The sequence below is a fragment of the Bacillus cereus group sp. MYBK139-1 genome (assembly GCF_051916915.1).
Lineage (GTDB): Bacteria > Bacillota > Bacilli > Bacillales > Bacillaceae_G > Bacillus_A > Bacillus_A pacificus.
Genome location: NZ_JBQAHO010000001.1, coordinates 905,604 through 924,645 on the forward strand (window position 1 = coordinate 905,604; position 19,042 = coordinate 924,645).

Below are 19,042 nucleotides of genomic sequence, written 5' to 3' on the forward strand. Positions count from 1 at the left end.
CATGAAAGGTGTAATAATATAATGTTTTGTTTTTGCGATTAATAAAAAATTACATTACATTTGAATGTAAAAGAATGGGCTCGCATATATTTGGAAGGGATGTCAGATTAATTTAGGGGGTAGTTATGTCTATTCTTTTAAAAGCTGGTGCTGATGCAGGAAATAATGGTTTGAAGTTAATGGTGAAAGGGCAAGATCCTATTTTTATTCCGAGTATATATGCTTTATATATAGGAGAGCCTACAGGATTGTTAGATGAGGGAGATGTTTCATTATCTGAATTAGAACATCACATTGACGTGACCATTAGTTCTCCATCGTTAATGTTAAATAATGTGCGGTATATCGTTGGAGAAAAAGTCATTCAAGATCAATTAAAAGGTACTGAAGTTGAGAAGAAATCGAATAAGTCAACTGATGAGTTAATGGTTATTACGATTCTATCTGGTTTAGCGGTGAGTGCTATGCGTCAAAGTCCAACTTCTAGTCATATTAACATTCGTTATGATTTATCTGTTGCTCTCCCTATGCAGCTTATTACACAAGAAATAGCTGCGGAAAATGCGAAACGTTATATGGGGAATCATAAGGTTGTGTTCCACTATCCAAACGGACGTGATGTTACAATTAATATTTCCATCGAATATTGTAAATGCCTACCTGAAGGTGCTTCTGGGACGTGGGGCATTGTATATGATGAAGAAGGAAATGTTGTAAAACATAAAATAGAATGTGAACAAAATAAAGTGTCAGAAATTGATTTTGTTGATAAAACATTATTATCTTTTGATATTGGTGCAGGGACAACAGAAGAAGTCGTTTCACTAGGTGTAAACTTTAGACCACAACTAAGTAAGGGTTTATCGTACGGTGTGAAAGAAACGTTACTACAAATTATTACGAGATGGAACCGGAAGTATCCAACAAAGACAATTGATAGTATTACAGAATTCAATCAAATTTATTTAAATGATAAACATCCTAGAAATGCATTATTAGTTGAGGAATCACAACCAGCACTATTAGGTTTAGCAGCGCGTGTTGCAACGGATATTATTAACAAAATTGATGATATGAAAGACGATCCATATGTATTTATTTATGGCGGGGGCGCAGTTATCATAAAAAATAGCCTGAAAATGATTTTAAAACAAAAAGGGCGTTTAACAAATGTAATCTTTGTAGATAATCCATTATTTACAAATGCACGTGGATTATTAGTCTACACTTGTTCACCAAAATATAGAGAGCATAAGCAAAAAGAGTTAGGATTTACAAACTTAACAATAAGTTAGTTGGTGGAAGTATGCGATCTAGGCGATATAAACGTGGTGACCGAGTAAAAATTAATATTCATAAGTCAGTATCACCTGAAATGCTTGCATGGCTGAATAAACAATCAAATCCAACCAACTTCTTTTTCTTTGCAGCGCAGCAACTTTTTAAACAAGTAGGAGATATTGATGTGTCAAAAGCTATACCAAGTAGCCATGTTTTCTCGTTATACGTGGAGCCATCATCCTTATTAAAAGTAGAAGTTAATCCTTTTAAAAGCGTACCACTAGAAGCAAATAAATCCACCGATAATATAAAAAAAAAATCATGGGAAGCTGTTGACCAATTAGATTGTCCGTTTTTTTAAACATAGAAAAATAGAAGTATTGCCCATCACTATACATACGGATACAGTGATGGGCTTTTTTAAATGTAAAGATAGGGGGGTACAAATTGCGGTGTGCTCCTCCTATGCATTATTTTTCTATTATTTTAGCTGTATGTTCAGTAACAGCATGAATGATGTCTTCCCAGTCATCAGGATGAATCTCATGTCCAGCTCCTTCAAGTGTTAATAGAACTGAATTAGGAATTTCATCAATAAGTGCGAGACCATGTTCAAAAGGGAGTGCGGTATCGTCTGTTCCGTGAATGACTAATGTAGGTGCTTGTATGGAGTGAAGCACCCCTTCATATGCATCATCGCCTTGAAGTAAAGCGTGATTAAACATGCTTAATAAATTGTTAGCTCGTTTAATTTCTTGTTTCACTTGATTATAGACTCTTTTTTCATCAAAGGCTCGTTTGGACCCGCATAATAGACGGGACCCTGAAACTAAATATTCTGCTACAACTTTTTCGTTTGTCCAATCTAAATGTGTGCCATTTGCGTGATGTGTTAAAATTCTTTCATCCATCGGAGGTAAATCGCGCGTGTTATCGTCAGAGCCTATTATACTTGTAGCTAATAATGTTAACGATAAAATTCTTTCGGGATGTTTTACAGCAGCAATTTGAGCGATCATCCCTCCTAAAGACATCCCAAATAGATGCGCTTGATCAATATGATAAGCATCAAGTACCCCAATTGCATCTTCAGCCATATCCGTAACGGAATAATTAGAAGTTCCAGGTTCATATGCGACGGAGCGTCCCACATCACGGTTATCAAAACGAATAACAAATGCCCCGCTATTCGCCAACTGTTCACAAAATTCTTCATCCCAATAAACCATTGAACACGTAGCACCCATAATTAATAAAATAGCTGGATTTTTAGGGTTTCCAAAGCTTTCTGTACATATATCAATCCCGTTTATTTTAAATATCTTTTCAGTCATAGAGTTCTCTCCATTTCTTTTGAATTTAATTAAAAACACAGTTTTGAATGACTCTAAGGTGTGTGTAAGATTTTCTATGTTTCTTGCATAATTACCCCCAAAAATAAGTTTATGATAATTTAAGGAAAAAAATTTTGAGAAATATTTGTATGTTATTAAAATAAACAGTAAGGAGGAGAGGAAATGAAAGCAATTGTTATAGATCAATATGGTAGTGTTGAAGAATTAAAAGAAAGACAAGTTTTAAAACCAGTTGTTAAGAATAATGAGGTATTAATACGTATTCTCGCAACATCTATTAATCCTGTTGATTGGAAAATAAGAAAAGGAGACTTACAAGAACAGTTGCGTTTTTCATTTCCAATTATTTTAGGGCTAGATGTAGCAGGAGTTATTGAAGAAGTTGGGGAAGAGATAGAATGTTTCAAAATAGGAGATAAGGTGTATACGAAACCTGAAAATATAGGGCAGGGCTCTTATGCTGAATTCATTACAGTAAAATCGGATTTAGTATCCTATATGCCTACAAATCTGAGTTTTGAAGAGGCAGCTTCTATTCCTCTTGCAGGACTTACTGCATGGCAAAGTCTTGTAGATTACGCAAAAATAAAAGAACATGACCGAGTACTTATTCATGCTGGAGCTGGTGGAGTTGGAAGTTTGGCAATCCAAATCGCAAAATCATTTGGAGCTTTTGTTGCGACAACTGCTAGTAGTAAGAATGAAGAGTTTTTAAAGTCTTTAGGGGCAGATCTCGTTATTGATTATAAAAAAGATAAATTTGAAGAATTACTATCAGATTTTGATATTGTATTAGATACAATAGGTGGGGAAGTACAAGAAAAAAGCTTTCAGATTTTAAAACCTGGTGGTGTATTAGTTTCGATTGTCCATGAACCAATTCAAAAAGTAAAAGAGATAAAATCAGGTTTTTTATGGCTAAAACCAAGCGGAAAACAATTAGAAGCATTATCAGATTTAATTGTACATGGAAAAGTAAAACCAATTATAAGTAAAGTTATGCCGTTTAGTGAGGAAGGGATTAGAGAAGCTCATATTTTGAGTGAAGGTCAGCATGTTAGAGGTAAGATTGTAATTAAAATGGAATGATAATGAAAATATTATTTATATGGTGAGTTTTATGTAATAAAAAGCAAATACCCCAAAATATTTTGGGGTATTTGCTTTTATAGCATAAACTTTCGCATTATATCATGTAATCTCTCTAATCCAATTATCATATCTTTTTCATTTAACATCGAATAGCTAATTCTTAAATGATTATTATTTGTTTCGGGATTTAATAGACAAGCTGTACCTGGTAAAAAAGACACATCTACTTCATTTACTTTTTGTAATAAGGTAAAGGGATCTATCGAATCAGGAAGAGTAATCCATAAATTAAAGCCGCCATTTGGTATTTCAAAGTGCATTTCCTTAAGTGGTGATAACATATCAATCGTTATATCACGTCTAATTTGTAAAGCCGTACGTAATTTTTCTAAATGATTTTTCATACGTTCTGCACGTAAAAATGGTAGAAGTGCTTTTTGTGTTAATAAAGGACTACCGATATCCATTGAACCTTTTACAGCATATAACCATTCGAAAATAGGGCCATCGGCAATAAGTGATGCGATACGCAGTCCTGGTGCTAACGTTTTACTAAATCCTTTTATATATATTACGTGACCGTTTGTATCAAAATTTTTAATAGGAGGGGGAACAGTCACGCCCTCAAAATATATTTCACCGAAAGAATCATCTTCAATGATAAAAAACTCATATAGCTCTGCCAATTCTATAAGTTCCATTCTCCGTTCTTTACTCATTACTGTACCTGTTGGGTTCTGAAAAGTTGGATTCGTATACAATAAAACGGGATTTTTACTTTGACAAATATCATCGATTAAGTCAGAGCGAATTCCATAATTATCAAGAGAAACAGGTATAATTCGAGCCCCTTTATTGATGAAAATATCAAGCGCAGCACTATAACAAGGACTTTCCACTAATACAATATCACCAGGTTTTATTAGTGTTTGAGCAATTAAATCAATTCCTTGTTGTGCTCCGCTTGTAATTAATAACTGAGATGGATCTGTCAATAATTTCTGGTGTTCATTTAAGTGATTTGCTATTTCAACTCGCAATTCATAATCTCCTTGAACTGGTCCATAAGTTGCTAGAATCATCTGGTCTTTATTAAGTATTTTATGCATTTCGTCTGCCAAGAATGGATTTGGCAATAAACGAGGATATAAAATCGCTTGTGAAAAATCGTAATATTTCCGGTGCTGATTCATTGCATATTGAGATCGCATAACATTAATCGTTTTCGTTTGTTGCCATTTATACGGAATTGTTTTGAAATTTTTCTTTACATGTTTTTGTATATAAGCCCCTTTACCTTGTTCAATTCGTATATATTCTTTCTTTTCTAGCTGTTTATACGCCTTACGAACAGTTAATAGACTAATCTGTAAATCTTCGGCCATCGAGCGTAAAGATGGAAGTGAGTCACCATGTGAAAGCATGCCGCTTTGTACTCTTTCAACGATTTGCATATATATTTGCTGGTAATACGGTATGTTGGATTCTTTACGAAGGACAATCTTCATGGTTTCACCTTTTTCTTTTTTATTTAATTTAAGCGGAAAATATAAAGAGAATCAACTACGATTTTAGGAAACTGTTATATACATAAATACACTGTTATACACCATACCTTCTATACTCATGTTAAGAGTAAAAAGGAGGAAGAAAAATGGTCATTTTCAATTATATTTTAGTATGTATAATTTTTGGAACAACATTTTTAACAATAAAAATCGGAATTGAAGCAGGTGCACCCCCATTATTTTCGGCAGGAATTCGTTTCTTTCTAGCGGGAGTAATCTTAATGATTATATTTAAGCTAAAGCGAAAAGAAATTATGCCACATATATTTTCAAAACGTATTATATATGCTGGTTTTTGCTTAACGTTTATGACATTCGCAAGTTTGTACTGGGCGGAACAATATATTTCTTCAGGGCTAGCTGCTGTGCTATCTGCTACAGGACCGATGATGATTTTGTTATTACAGACAAAGAGAAATAAGACAAAATTACAAAAGGAGCAACTTCTTGCTTTAATCATTGCGCTAATAGGCGTTGTTTTTGTTTCTTTACCAGGAATGCACCAAGAAGTAAGTTTTATATGGAGTATCGCTTGTTTTGTTTTAATAATAGGAGAATTATTTTACGGAATAGGCTCTATTTACTCAAAAGAAATACTTTCGGATTTACAAAGTGTATCGCCATTTCTTATTAATGGTATTCAAATGTTTTACGGAGGCGTTTTACTACTAATCGTGTCTGTCATAGTAGAACAACCGAATGTAACTACACTAGCTTCTTGGAGTGTACAGTGGCCTATTTTATATCTTATCTTTATCGGATCAATTGGTGGGCACGGATTATATTATTGGCTCTTATCAAAAACAAATCCTGTATTCCCGTCAACATGGTTATACGTATCACCGTTAATTGCTATTATAGTAGGATATATTATATTAGGAGAACCTTTAAACCCTACAATGGGAATAGGTGCATGTTTCATTTTGGTTGGTGTATTTTTAGCTAATCGATCCACACTCCGGTCTTATTTCAGAAAAGGGAGATTATTTGAGAAAGAAATGTAATTATATAAAGAAGCAGTCCTGTATATAGCAGGGCTGCTTTCATTTTATTCATGATACGGATTGACTTTATTTATTGGAAAGGCGTAATATTATTAAGCTATATGAAAGAGATCTGCAAGAAGAGGGGAGTTATTATGAAAATAAATTGGACTGAAGTCAAGGAAAAAATTCGACCGCAAATTTCAAAACCATCATATGAAACTTGGTTTACGAATACTACTCTTTATTTAGAGGATGATATATTAACAATTTATTGTCCAAATGAATTTGCACGTGACTGGTTAGAATCTCATTATAAAGAATTAGTATTTAATACATTAAGAGAAATGTTTAATACGACGTTTGAACTTCAGTTTGATCTATGTAATGGCGAACCATCTAAGTTGAAAGATATTCAAAAAGCAAGGCTTAGTAGTTGGGATGAAGTAAAGAAAGCGTTAAGACCAAAATTAGCAGAGAAAACATTTATGACGTGGATTAGAAATACAAATGCTACGATAGAAGATAATAAATTAATAATCTTTTGTGAAGATGCGTTTCATCGTGACTTGCTTGAAGGGGAGTATAAAAATATAATTTCAAGTACCGTACAGAAAATAACTGATAAAGAATATCAAATTTGGTTCGAAATAGAATCAAGCGCTACTTCTAAAGCACAGGTTCATCACGTACAAAATAATCAACGTACTTCCGGACAAGAGGAATCAAAAACAATTTGGAATAAAATAAAAGATAAAATACAATTAAAAATTTCGAGACCGTCATATGAAACTTGGGTCAAAGAAACGACAGCTAGAATAAATGAAGATTCATTGATCATTTATTTTGAAAACGAATTCCAACAAGAGTGGGTTAAAAAGTCTTATAAAGATTTAATTTCGCAAATAGCTAAAGAGTTAACTGGAAATACATATGAAATTCAATTTGAATTAAAATCAAATACAAATACTACCAGTAATAATGAAAAATCAACAATTGAAGATATCACTTCCGAATTAGGAGAGCAGTTCAAAGTCTCTAATAACAGTTTAAAATATAATGATGTAGATGAGAGCAATAAACGTATTCGAGCGTTAGAAGAAAAAATAATGAACTTGGAAAAGGTCATTGGTACATTAGTAGAAAAATTAGATGCAGTAGAATTAAAAACACAGTTGGAAAAATAACCAACTGTGTTTTTTTACTTAATTCGCTTTTTTTATAAACCCTTTATAATGACGTTTTACAAGCTGGCTTTCTAACGTTTTCATTGTTTCAAGTGCCACACCGACAATGATTAGTAAGCTTGTACCACCAATTTGTGCAGAAGGTGGTAATGTAGCAATTTTCGTGAATACGAGCGGTAAAATTGAAATTGCACCTAAGAAAATCGCGCCGATAAATGTTAAACGGTATAAAATTTTGGTTACATATTGTTCTGTTGATTTACCAGGACGAATACCAGGCACATATCCATTTTGCTTTTTCAAATTCTCAGCCATTTGTTCAGGATTTACTTGAATAAATGCGTAGAAGTATGTGAAAGCAACGATAAGACCGACATAAAGTGTCATTCCAAATGGATGTGCAAAATCCAGATTAGCAACTATCCATTTTGATACGCTTGAATCAGGGAAAAGCTGCGCAATTGTACGCGGCGTCATTAAAAATGCAGAAGCAAAGATTACTGGAATTACACCAGCACTATTTACTTTAAGAGGTAAATGAGTATTTTTTGCTCCTTGATATTGATTGTTGCCTGAAACAGCTTTTGCATATTGAATCGGTATTTTACGCACCGCTTGTTGTATGTAAATAACGCCAACAACTATCGCTAAAATTATAAGACCAATTAAGACCATCTTTATGATGTGCATGAATAATTGATCGCCTGCATTTTGAAATTGTTGCAAATAAATTTGGTTCGCAACATTTGGAATCGCTGCAACAAGTCCTGCGAAGATAATCATCGAAATACCATTACCTACTCCGTTAGCGGTAATTTGTTCACCTAACCAAAGTAAAAATGCAGTTCCTGCAGTTAAAACTGTCGCAATAAATAAGTATGTAGTCCAGCTTTGATCTGTAATTAATTGTCCACCTGCTATATTATTAAAGCCATAAGACATCCCAATGGCTTGTATGAATGCGAGAATGATTGTAAAGTATCGAGTGAATTGAGCTGACTTCTTACGGCCCATTTCTCCTTGCTTTGCCCATTCCGAAATTTTAGGTATAACGTCCATTTGTAGTAATTGTACTATGATGGAAGCTGTAATATAAGGTGTAATACCTACAGCAAAGATTGAGAAGTGTTGCAGTGCTCCTCCGCCAAATACGTTTAGCATACCTAAAACATTAGCTTGATCTTGTACTTTTAATACCTCTGCGTTAGTATGAGGAACTGGAATAAACGTGCCAATTCGGAAAACAATTAACATCGCTAATGTAAAAAGGATTTTCCTTCTTATCTCAGCTACTCTCATGAAATTTGAAATCGTACGAAACATAATGTCGCCTCCTATATTTTTATCAGTTTAAAACTGATTATTATATCCCGATGAAGTAACCACAAACCTCCTTCCGCATTAAATTCATTTGACAAATGGAATTTTATACATTTTGTAGTTTTCACGGATATAAAAATATAAGGTGTTTTTTAGCGACCTATAAGTTTTTCGTAATCATTCAATACACATAATATATCGAATAAATTAACAAATGTACATACATACGCATGAAAAATGAATAAATAGGGTCATTTTTTACATTTATTTAATGATAAATTGATAGGAAATTATTATTCAGGATTGTTATACATGTTATAAAAGTAAAGGTGAGCTATTATGATTTATAGCTAATATTCATTCAAACGTATCAGCTAATAGTGTTTCCCAATCTTTAAAAGATAATTTATCAGTTATATGTTTTAGTGCATTAGGTACAACAATATGACAAATAAGTTCTAAACTATTACCATCTGGATCAATAAAATAAACAGATGCATTACCTTGATGTGGACGGACAAAAGGTTCAATAGATTCATTACTCCCAAACGGAACAGCTTTAATTTGAAGTGAATGTAACCAATTTAATGATTCTTTTAAATCTTCATATGAAACCCTAAATGCAATATGACGTAAAGAAGGATGATATTTTGTTTCGTATTCAGGGCCCGCCCATAATCCTAGCCAACTTTTCCTTTCCTCAATCCAAAAGAATGCTGTTGATTCATCGCTCCAGGCTAACTTCAATCCTAATTTTTCATAAAATTCGATAGATTTTTGTAAATTACTCACTGGTAAATGCGCTTCGTATATTCCTTTAATCAATTAAAATCCTCCACCTTCTTATTTTCTTACAATTAATATATCGATTTAAAAGGAATTTAAAATCAAATAAAAGTATGAAAGTACATACTACTTTAGTAGTAGTAATCAATTAAACTTCAATTGAAATTTATGTGATTAGAGAATTCTTTTTATTTAAGAAGGAATAAATATTAAAGAAAGCTAAATAAACAGTGTACATATTTATAGGGGAGAAGATGTAAATGAAAGTAGTTATAAAAGAAGTACCACCATTAAAAGTAGCCTTTATAAGACGAACTGGTAGTTATTTTGAACCACAAGATCACTGGGGAAGGTTATTACAGTGGGCAAATGAAAATAAACTTTATCCACCGGAGCAATCATTTATCGGAATCTCATTAGATAATCCTGAACTTGTTGCAAGCCATATGTGCCGACATGACGCTTGCGTTACCATACCTGAAAACTTTGAAAAAGAACAACATCAGGATGTGCAATTTAAAAGTGTAGATGGAGGTCTATACGCTCTATACCAGTTCTATGATGAACCTCATAAATTAAGTGCAGCATATCAATACATGTACGCAGAGTGGCTACTAAATAGTGAGTATGATGCAGATTATAATAGAGATAATTTAGAGTTTTGCTTAAATAATGTAGCGGAAGATCTAGAAGGAAAGTTAAAGGTTGATTTATTTGTGCCAATTAAAAAAGTACCAATAAATATTAATACAAATAAGTAGTATGTTTCCTGCTAGTATTATCTTAACTATATTTTTTTATTTGCTAATCAAATAGTAACGGAGGATAACGGTGTATTGGATGATGTATTTTTAAAAGGTTATTGGGTAGAGAAATCGTTAAATAAACAATTAAATGAGACGAGCATATACTAATAAATGACACAATGCATAGTTTATAATCGTATTTGAAGAGCACCTTAAAGTGCTCTTTTTTTATTGAAATTCCTGCACATATATAAGTTGTTCTTTATGTATATCATCGTCCTTATATTATGTAATTTTGCATAATGTTACATAAATTGTGTATTTTCCCTTTTTTTCGACAGAAACAGCAAGTATACTTTGTACAAGCTTTCTATTTCAAAAATTATACGAGGTGAAAAAATGAAAAACAAAAAGACGTTAACTAAGGTAGCATTAACAACAGGTTTAGCTTTAACAGCAGTAGCACCATACGGAGTAGGTCATGCAGAGGAAACAGATCAACTACAAGTTCAAATTCAGGAGGAATCATTCCGATCAGGTGAACTTACACAACCGTCACAAAAGGCACCAGAGAATGTAGTAAAAGATGCTCTTAAGGAGAAAACAAAACAAGCCCTTTCTCCAAAGCAAGTCAATGGAGAAACAGGAGTGGATTATAAAGTTCTTCAAAAACGCGGTTCATATGATGGGACTACACTTGTACGTATACAACAAACATATGAAGGAAAAGAAGTATATGGCCATCAATTAACTGCACACGTAGATAATGACGGTGTTATTAAAAGTGTTTCAGGTGATAGCGCGCAAAATTTAAAACAAGAAGAATTAAAAAAACCTATCAATCTATCAAAAGATGAAGCGAAACAATATATTTATAAGAAGTACGGGAACGATATCAATTTTATTTCTGAGCCAGAAGTTAAGGAAGTTATTTTTGTGGATGAAAAGAATGGACAAGCTAGCAATGCGTACCAGGTTACATTTGAAGCTGCCACACCAAACTATGTGTCTGGAACATATTTAATAAATGCACAAAATGGTGATATGTTAAAAAATATGGTGCAAGAATCTAACTTGAAAGCAAGTGAAAAACTAGTTGGAGCCTTAAAGAAAAATAAAAAAAGCAGTCTTACATCATTAACGGGCACTGGAAAAGATGATTTAGGTATCTCTCGTTCATTTGGTATTTCTAAACAAAGTAATGGCAAATACGCTCTTGCTGATTATACAAGAGGGCAAGGAATTGAAACATATGATGTGAATTACAGAGATATTACTAAAGAAGAAAGCTATTATCCTGGTACATTAGCAACTAGTACTTCGACAACATTTAACGATCCAAAAGCAGTAAGTGCTCATTACTTAGCAACAAAAGTTTTTGATTTTTATAAAGATAAATACAATCGTAATAGCTTTGATAATAAGGGACAAAAGGTAGTTTCAGTTGTACATGCCTGGGATTCTGGAGATACGAATGATCCGAAAAATTGGCAGAATGCATTAAGTGCTAATAATGGTAGTATGCTTGTATATGGGGATCCTATCGTCAAAGCATATGACGTAGCTGGGCATGAATTTACACATGCTGTTACTTCTAGTGAATCTAATCTTGAATATTACGGTGAATCTGGTGCGATTAATGAGGCACTATCTGATATTATGGGAACATCTATTGAGAAATACGTAAATAATGGAAGCTTTAACTGGACGATGGGAGAACAAACTGGATCTGTCTTCCGTGATATGGAAAACCCAGCTTCTGTTCCATCTTCACTTGGAGTACCTTATCCAGATGATTACAGTGAATTTAACGATTTTAATGGATGGGATCAAGGCGGCGTTCACTTTAACTCAAGTATTATTAATAAAGTTGCGTATCTCATTGCAAAAGGTGGAACTCATAACGGTGTAACTGTTAAAGGAATTGGTGAAGATAAAATGTTCGATATCTTCTATTACGCAAATACAGATGAGTTAAACATGACTTCTAATTTCAAAGAATTAAGATCAGCATGTATTCGAGTGGCAACAAATAAATATGGTGCGAATACAGCGGAGGTTCAAGCAGTACAAAAGGCATTTGATGCAGCAAAAATTAAGTAAGTTAGAAATATAGTTATTATTCATTTATTATTACATTATGAAAAACAGCTAACATCCTTAAAGGACATTAGCTGTTTTTTTACGTAACTATGTATTAGTGAAAATATACTTACTTAACAATAATTAGGGAGGGTATCTTTAAAAGTTACGTCAAATATGTAAGGTTTATAGTGTATAAAAACAGAAAATTAATAATATATTGACCTTTTAACGGGAAGTGCTATAGAATGAAAGCGATAACAAACGGTTGCTTTATAATGTTTTCCCTGATCTTTTAGTATTTACAAATATATGAAGAGATAAACAACCCTATTTTTTAAAACATTAATGCAAACGTTTTCGTATCCAAAAGATCATTGAAATACATATGTGAAATCAGCCAATATGGGGGTGAAATAAAAGAGATTTTTTAGATTAATTTAAGTAGTTGTAATGTAGTAAGAGCAGAATATAACGTTCATGCTATTTAAAGAAAGGGTGTATGTGGTGCAAATGATAAAAAGATTAATTAACAAATCAGTTTTATTACTTACTATAATCGTTATGTTATCATCTGTTTTCTCTTTTCAAAGTGTAAAGGCAATTTCAAATTCGAAAACAACTGAAGTTATCATTCATTACAAAGAACAGTCTGGAAATACAAAAGACTGGAATCTTTGGATATGGGGAGAAAATGCAAATGGTAACTCATATGAATTTACTGGTGAAGATGAATTTGGAAAGTACGCAAAGATTAATATAGATGGTGACTATAATCGTGTAGGATTTATCATTCGTACAAATGAGTGGGAAAAAGATGGTGGCGATCGTTGGATTGAAAATATAAAGGATGGTCGTGCTGAAGTATGGATTCTTTCGGGTGATGAAAAAGTATATAATTCTAAGCCGTCATCGGATCTATCAATCCAAAAAGCATCTATTGATAGTTTCCATGAAATTACTGTAACGACTAATGTCCCGTTTCATATTAAGGAACGAAATATTGAAATTGAAGGCATTAAAATTAAGAATATTAGTCCTTATGATAGAAACAGTGGGAATATTACGAATAAGTTTAAAATAATTACGGAGCAGAAAATTGATTTAAAACAGACATACAAAGTTAAAATCGAAAACGTAGCTGATACGAATACTGAAATCGGTAAAGTAATTCGTAGTGAGGAGTTTGATAAATTATTTTATTACGGTGGCAACGATTTAGGTAATATATATACACCACAACATACAAAATTCCGTGTATGGGCTCCTACTGCGAGTGAAGCGAAGTTAGTTACATATAAAAAATGGAACGATAAAATAGGTACTGAAATAAACATGCAACAAAGTGAAAAGGGCACTTGGAAAACGGAACTTAAAGGGAATCAAAAAGGTCTCTATTATACATATAAGGTAAAAATTGGTGATAAGTGGATTGAAGCCGTTGATCCGTATGCACGTGCTGCTTCTGTAAATGGAGATAAAGGGGCAGTTGTTGATTTAGAAGAAACAAATCCGAAAAAATGGAACGCTAATAAAAAGCCTAAATTTAAAAATCCAGAAGATGCTATTATTTATGAATTGCATGTACGCGATCTTTCCATCCAACCTGAAAGTGGGATTAAGCAGAAAGGGAAATATTTAGGAGTAACAGAAAAAGGAACAAGAGGGCCTGAAGGTGTAAAAACAGGACTTGATCATATAAAAGATCTTGGTGTTACACACGTTCAGCTTTTACCGATATTTGATTATGCTTCAGTAAATGAAGAGAACGTAAACGAACCACAATATAACTGGGGATATGATCCGAAAAATTTCAACGTTCCAGAGGGATCTTATTCTACAAATCCATATGAGCCAACTGTTCGAATAACTGAATTAAAGCAAATGATTCAAACACTGCACGATAATAACCTTCGTGTTGTTATGGATGTAGTTTATAACCATATGTATAATGCTACTGAATCTAATTTTCATAAGTTAGTTCCAGGTTATTATTATCGTTACAATGAAGACGGAACATTTGCAAATGGCACTGGTGTAGGAAATGATACTGCTTCAGAACGAAAAATGATGAGGAAATTTATGATAGATTCCGTCACATATTGGGCAAAAGAATACAATTTAGATGGATTCCGTTTTGATTTAATGGGTATTCATGATTATGAAACAATGAATGAAATACGTAAAGCTGTTAATCAAATTAACCCTTCTATTATACTGCATGGAGAAGGTTGGGATTTAAATACACCTCTTGCAGCAGAGTTGAAAGCAAATCAAAAAAATGCAGTGAAAATGAAAGGGATTGCTCATTTTAATGATAATATACGTGATGGATTGAAAGGTAGTGTATTTGAGGAGAAGGAAAATGGTTTTATAAATGGAAAGGAAAACATGGAAGATCGTATTAAAAAAGGTATTACGGCAGGTATTGACTACGATACAAATTCGTCTACCTATCAAGATCCGGAACAGGTATTAACTTATGTGGAAGCACATGACAATCATACATTATGGGATAAACTTGAGTTAACTAATTCAGGTGATAGCGATGAAGTGCGAAAACAAATGCACAAATTGTCTTCTTCAATTTTATTAACATCACAAGGAATTCCATTTTTACATGCAGGGCAAGAGTTTATGCGGACGAAATACGGTGATCATAATAGTTACAAATCTCCAGATTCAATTAACCAGATGGATTGGCTGCGCCGTGCAACATTTAATAATGAAGTAGATTATATGAAGGGTTTAATAGAATTACGCAAAAAGTACTCAGCTTTTCGAATGACATCTGCAGAACAAATAAAAACACATGTATCATTTATTGATGCTCCGAAAAATACTGTAGCTTATACAATAGAGGGGAATAAAAATGAATACTTTACGGTGGCTCACAATGCAAATAGAGAAGCTGTTGAAATAACACTTCCATCGAAAGGTCCTTGGAAAGTACTAGTAGACGGGAAGCAGGCGGGAAGTAAACCACTTTATGTTGTTCATGACAATAAAATTAAAGTTCCTGCGTTAAGTTCATTTGTTTTAAAGTTAAAATAGTATAATTTCACATACTGTAATTATATTACAATTTAATAAAAAAAGAGAAGAACTTACCAAGGTTCTTCTCTTTTTTATGTGTAATTATCGTTTCCGTAGTTGTAGATATAAGAGTTTATGAATATAGCAAAAGGCAAGACGATGAACCTATTTACAAAGTGACGAGAAAATGACAAAACTGTAAGAATGCACGAATGTTTGTAAGGAAATTCGATGTTTTCCTTTTTCTTTTTTTATTAAAGTGAAAAAGGAGGGATTTGAAATGTCTTTTTCTCAATTCAATATTGATATTTTTCGAACAATTAATGATTTAGGTAAACAATATTCATTCCTAAACCCGGCCATCGTATTTTTGGCAGAATATATGGTATATATTTTTGCTTTAATTATTTTAGCTTATTGGTTTACTGGATCCAGAAAAAGTAGGATGATGGTTATTCAAGCGATGGTTGCTTTTGTAATTGCTGAGGTAATCGGGAAAATAGCAGGGAAATTCCATCTGAATTATCAACCGTTTGCAGTATTGCCTGATGTTAATAAACTTGTCGACCATGCTGTAGATAATTCATTTCCTAGTGACCATACGATTCTCTTTTTTTCAATTTGTTTTTCGTTTTGGCTTGTTCGTAAAAAAACTGGATGGCTATGGCTTATACTTGCACTTTGTGTAGCGATCTCTCGTATTTGGGTAGGGGTTCATTATCCTTTTGATGTTGCAATAGGGGCTTTAATAGGGTGTATTTCAGCGATAATTTTGTATTGGTTAGTACCGAAATTATCTTTTATTAGGCAATTACTTACTCAATATGAAAGAGTAGAGAAACGTGTTTTACCATCCAAAAACAAATCAAAGGAACTTTGAGTATACAAGTATAAAAAAGACGTTATCCTTTCCTAAAATTCTACAGAAAGGATAACGTCTTTTTCGTTTTATCAATATTGCAAAATATTAGATTGATAATGATGTATCGGGACCCCATAGTTAAATATAAGTTTCTTCAACTCTATCCAACCATTCAAAATAGCTTATTTTTTTTAACCTTTTAAAATGACGTGATTTCTATGTTTATCGTGTAGAAATTGCACAATAAATATATTTTTCATGTTACATACATTAAATTAAACTTAACCTCCTTTTCTTTTTCTATAAGTCCCTTAAATGGACAAACTTCTTACCGATATTCAAAACCGTTTACGCTTTTGGATTGTTTTTTCGGTGGCCAATTAATAACTACACATAAACTCCTTATATCTCTAGATAAACTACCGATTAGCTCCATATAGACTCTAGATAACATATATAGAATACAAGTTATCAAGGAGGTAAGAAAAAATGAATTTTATAAAACGTGCAATTCTCAGTATGAAAAAAAGAATAGGAACATCATTAATTTTGATGGCAGTTTTTCTAATTGTTACAAATTTGGTTCTTTCAGGGTTCACAATCCAAAATGCATCAAAAAAAGCAGCTGATGCTGCAAGAAAAAAACTAGGTGCAGATGTTACTTTAGGTCTTGATTTTGACAAATTAGGTCAAAAAGCTAGAGAAACTGGAGAAATGCCAAAACCGCCGCAGCTCAATATAAAAGAAACAGATCAATTAGCGAAGTCAAAATATGTAAAAGACTATAATTACATAACTAACACTTTCGGAATTTCTGATGGACTTAAACTAGTAGGAGCCTCAGATGAAGAAGAAGGGAAAGGTAAAGTGGGAATGGCAGCTGTACGAGGCGGTTCAAGCTCAGGTACAGAAATAGATATGAATGCATCTTTTACGATTGAGGGAGTTCGCAAGACAGCATTACAAGAAAGCTTTAAAAATGGAAAAAGTAAAATCATAGATGGAAAACCAATTACAGAACAGATGAAAGATCAGAATGTAGCTTTAATGGAAAAACGATTAGCGGAATTAAACAATTTGAAAGTAGGAGACAAAGTAAAAGTGCAATCAGGGGATAAGAAGGAAACCCTCGAGATTGAAATTATCGGTATTTACGAAACGAATGAGCAAGCAATGGGTCAACAGGCCCCTCCTATAATGGATCCAGCTAATAAACTATATATGCCGCATTCAACTATGAAAAAATTAGAAGTAGATCAAGGTATAAATAGTGTTCAAGTCGTGTATTTCTTGAATGACCCACAATACATTGATGCATTTAAAAAAGAAGCAAAAAAATCTAATATTGATTTTAATTATTTTAAATTAGATGCACATGATTCATTGTACAAACAAATGATTGGTCCTATCGAAAATATCTCTTCTACTTCTCAAATGATTATTTATATTGTATCGATTGCAGGTGCGATTATATTAGAGTTAATCATTATGCTATCAATTAAAGGGCGTCGTAAGGAAATGGGAATTTTGTTATCTATTGGAGAGAAAAAGTGGAAACTGATGGCGCAGTTCGTAGTAGAAGTAGTATGTATCGCTATTTTAGCATTTGGATTATCCATAACAACAGGAGCCAAAGTTTCTCAATTTATAGGGAATAATTTACTTTCGAGTGAAATTGCTACTGCGAGCGAAGAAACAGATACCTTGCAACATGGTACTGTAATGATGGCTGGGCCTGGTGGTACTCTACAAAATCAAAAAGAAAATCCAATTGATAAAATTGATGTAAGTGTAACAGGAGAAGATGTAGGGAAAATGGGTGGAATTGGACTAGCTATTGCTATAATTGCAACGCTTCTTCCGGCATTATCTATTCTACGTTTAAATCCAAAACAAATTCTTTTAAAAGATGAATAAGGAGGCGCGATATGGAAACGATTTTACAATTTAAAAACTTGGATTATTATTATGAAAGTAATGGAAAAAATGTAGCGATACTAGACAATGTTAACTTTTCTTTTCAAAAAGGTCATTTCTACACAATTTTAGGACCATCCGGATCTGGAAAAACCACAACTCTAAGCTTAGGTTGTGGACTGGATGTCCCTAAAAATGGTTACGTACTGTATAATGGCAAAGATATTCGAAAAATTGGTTTGGATCGATACCGTAATCAAAATGTATCTGTAATTTTCCAATCTTATAATTTGATTACCTATATGACTGCTCTTCAAAATGTCTTAACAGCAATGGAAATTACAGGTGTTAAAGTGAAAAATAAAACAGCAAGAGCATTAGAATTATTAGAGAGGGTAGGACTCACAGAAACTGAAGCAAAACGAAACGTATTGCAACTAAGCGGTGGACAACAACAGCGTGTAGCAATTGCTCGAGCGTTATCTTGTAATGTTGATTTACTGATTGCAGATGAACCGACAGGAAACCTCGACGAAGAAACGGCAATGGATATTATAGAACTGTTTCAAGAACTTGCACATAAAGAGAATAAATGTATTATTGTTGTAACGCATTCACAGGAAGTTGCTAAAAAATCAGATCGTGCAGTGTATTTAAGTAAGAAGAAGTTGGTCGTAAACCAAATCTAATACAAACATCTTAGTTTTTTAATTCACATAATTTTCAAATATCACTCATTTCAAAAGCTTATATTTGATATATAATAAAATCAAGCCATAATCAAAATGGTCTCCCTGTATTGAATGTTAAGATATTTTGTTGTTTCC

General features: G+C 32.9%; 15 protein-coding genes. 11 read left to right on the forward strand and 4 right to left on the reverse strand.

From position 1 onward, the window contains the following. The first annotated feature begins 125 nt into the window (after positions 1-125). Together ACTFRS_RS04660 and ACTFRS_RS04665 are read left to right on the forward strand one after the other, a co-directional pair. Positions 126-1,295 (forward strand): ParM/StbA family protein, encoded by a 1,170-nt coding sequence (locus tag ACTFRS_RS04660; protein ID WP_139865778.1) that lies wholly within the window; start codon positions 126-128, stop codon positions 1,293-1,295. Positions 1,296-1,306: 11 nt separating this feature from the next. After that, a complete protein-coding gene (locus ACTFRS_RS04665) occupies positions 1,307-1,642 on the forward strand; it encodes a hypothetical protein (protein WP_029438566.1) in 336 nt (111 codons plus the stop codon). Between the two features lie 109 nt (positions 1,643-1,751). Here the strand turns inward: ACTFRS_RS04665 and ACTFRS_RS04670 are convergent, their stop codons facing one another. Then, positions 1,752-2,615: an alpha/beta fold hydrolase gene (locus tag ACTFRS_RS04670; RefSeq protein WP_229131061.1), complete on the reverse strand. Its 864-nt coding sequence runs from the start codon at positions 2,613-2,615 to the stop codon at positions 1,752-1,754. 183 nt (positions 2,616-2,798) lie between these two features. On the opposite strand from ACTFRS_RS04670, the gene ACTFRS_RS04675 reads away from it, so the two are divergent. Then, on the forward strand, positions 2,799-3,725 hold the full coding sequence (locus ACTFRS_RS04675) for an NADP-dependent oxidoreductase (RefSeq protein ID WP_139865776.1): 927 nt from the start codon (positions 2,799-2,801) through the stop codon (positions 3,723-3,725). A 77-nt stretch (positions 3,726-3,802) separates the two neighbouring features. Here ACTFRS_RS04675 and pdxR read toward each other — a convergent pair whose 3' ends face one another. Then, a complete protein-coding gene (pdxR, locus tag ACTFRS_RS04680; RefSeq protein WP_439194745.1) occupies positions 3,803-5,236 on the reverse strand; it encodes a MocR-like pyridoxine biosynthesis transcription factor PdxR in 1,434 nt (477 codons plus the stop codon). Between the two features lie 146 nt (positions 5,237-5,382). Here pdxR and ACTFRS_RS04685 point away from each other — a divergent pair, with 146 nt between their 5' ends. Continuing rightward, on the forward strand, positions 5,383-6,300 hold the full coding sequence (locus ACTFRS_RS04685) for a DMT family transporter (protein WP_242293400.1): 918 nt from the start codon (positions 5,383-5,385) through the stop codon (positions 6,298-6,300). A 134-nt stretch (positions 6,301-6,434) separates the two neighbouring features. Continuing rightward, positions 6,435-7,466 (forward strand): DnaA N-terminal domain-containing protein, encoded by a 1,032-nt coding sequence (locus ACTFRS_RS04690; protein WP_440024119.1) that lies wholly within the window; start codon positions 6,435-6,437, stop codon positions 7,464-7,466. Between the two features lie 18 nt (positions 7,467-7,484). Here ACTFRS_RS04690 and secY read toward each other — a convergent pair whose 3' ends face one another. Both secY and ACTFRS_RS04700 read right to left on the reverse strand, forming a co-directional pair. Beyond that, the gene (gene secY, locus ACTFRS_RS04695; protein WP_440024118.1) at positions 7,485-8,789 is read right to left on the reverse strand and encodes a preprotein translocase subunit SecY; all 1,305 of its coding nucleotides are present in this window, start codon (positions 8,787-8,789) and stop codon (positions 7,485-7,487) included. 354 nt (positions 8,790-9,143) lie between these two features. Further along, positions 9,144-9,611 (reverse strand): VOC family protein, encoded by a 468-nt coding sequence (locus ACTFRS_RS04700; RefSeq protein ID WP_440024116.1) that lies wholly within the window; start codon positions 9,609-9,611, stop codon positions 9,144-9,146. Positions 9,612-9,832: 221 nt separating this feature from the next. On the opposite strand from ACTFRS_RS04700, the gene ACTFRS_RS04705 reads away from it, so the two are divergent. From ACTFRS_RS04705 to ACTFRS_RS04730, 6 genes are all read left to right on the forward strand, one after another. Beyond that, entirely contained in the window at positions 9,833-10,333 is a 501-nt protein-coding gene (locus tag ACTFRS_RS04705; RefSeq protein ID WP_139865771.1) for an AraC family transcriptional regulator, read from the forward strand. Between the two features lie 384 nt (positions 10,334-10,717). Next, positions 10,718-12,421: a M4 family metallopeptidase gene (locus ACTFRS_RS04710; RefSeq protein ID WP_242294847.1), complete on the forward strand. Its 1,704-nt coding sequence runs from the start codon at positions 10,718-10,720 to the stop codon at positions 12,419-12,421. Positions 12,422-12,913: 492 nt separating this feature from the next. After that, positions 12,914-15,454: a type I pullulanase gene (pulA, locus tag ACTFRS_RS04715; protein ID WP_242294850.1), complete on the forward strand. Its 2,541-nt coding sequence runs from the start codon at positions 12,914-12,916 to the stop codon at positions 15,452-15,454. A 262-nt stretch (positions 15,455-15,716) separates the two neighbouring features. Further along, positions 15,717-16,316 (forward strand): undecaprenyl-diphosphatase, encoded by a 600-nt coding sequence (locus ACTFRS_RS04720; protein ID WP_440024113.1) that lies wholly within the window; start codon positions 15,717-15,719, stop codon positions 16,314-16,316. Between the two features lie 471 nt (positions 16,317-16,787). After that, the gene (locus ACTFRS_RS04725) at positions 16,788-18,215 is read left to right on the forward strand and encodes an ABC transporter permease (RefSeq protein ID WP_242294849.1); all 1,428 of its coding nucleotides are present in this window, start codon (positions 16,788-16,790) and stop codon (positions 18,213-18,215) included. Positions 18,216-18,226: 11 nt separating this feature from the next. Next, on the forward strand, positions 18,227-18,904 hold the full coding sequence (locus tag ACTFRS_RS04730) for an ABC transporter ATP-binding protein (protein ID WP_139865766.1): 678 nt from the start codon (positions 18,227-18,229) through the stop codon (positions 18,902-18,904). Positions 18,905-19,042: the final 138 nt, after the last annotated feature.

Excerpts from the sequence above, each read along its gene's own strand:
- ACTFRS_RS04660 (WP_139865778.1), top strand. The coding sequence starts at position 126 with ATGTCTATTCTTTTAAAAGCTGGTGCTGATGCAGGAAATAATGGTTTG.
- ACTFRS_RS04665 (WP_029438566.1), top strand. The coding sequence starts at position 1,307 with ATGCGATCTAGGCGATATAAACGTGGTGACCGAGTAAAAATTAATATT.
- ACTFRS_RS04670 (WP_229131061.1), bottom strand. The coding sequence starts at position 2,615 with ATGACTGAAAAGATATTTAAAATAAACGGGATTGATATATGTACAGAA.
- ACTFRS_RS04675 (WP_139865776.1), top strand. The coding sequence starts at position 2,799 with ATGAAAGCAATTGTTATAGATCAATATGGTAGTGTTGAAGAATTAAAA.
- pdxR (WP_439194745.1), bottom strand. The coding sequence starts at position 5,236 with ATGAAGATTGTCCTTCGTAAAGAATCCAACATACCGTATTACCAGCAA.
- ACTFRS_RS04685 (WP_242293400.1), top strand. The coding sequence starts at position 5,383 with ATGGTCATTTTCAATTATATTTTAGTATGTATAATTTTTGGAACAACA.
- ACTFRS_RS04690 (WP_440024119.1), top strand. The coding sequence starts at position 6,435 with ATGAAAATAAATTGGACTGAAGTCAAGGAAAAAATTCGACCGCAAATT.
- secY (WP_440024118.1), bottom strand. The coding sequence starts at position 8,789 with ATGTTTCGTACGATTTCAAATTTCATGAGAGTAGCTGAGATAAGAAGG.
- ACTFRS_RS04705 (WP_139865771.1), top strand. The coding sequence starts at position 9,833 with ATGAAAGTAGTTATAAAAGAAGTACCACCATTAAAAGTAGCCTTTATA.
- ACTFRS_RS04710 (WP_242294847.1), top strand. The coding sequence starts at position 10,718 with ATGAAAAACAAAAAGACGTTAACTAAGGTAGCATTAACAACAGGTTTA.
- pulA (WP_242294850.1), top strand. The coding sequence starts at position 12,914 with ATGATAAAAAGATTAATTAACAAATCAGTTTTATTACTTACTATAATC.
- ACTFRS_RS04720 (WP_440024113.1), top strand. The coding sequence starts at position 15,717 with ATGTCTTTTTCTCAATTCAATATTGATATTTTTCGAACAATTAATGAT.
- ACTFRS_RS04725 (WP_242294849.1), top strand. The coding sequence starts at position 16,788 with ATGAATTTTATAAAACGTGCAATTCTCAGTATGAAAAAAAGAATAGGA.
- ACTFRS_RS04730 (WP_139865766.1), top strand. The coding sequence starts at position 18,227 with ATGGAAACGATTTTACAATTTAAAAACTTGGATTATTATTATGAAAGT.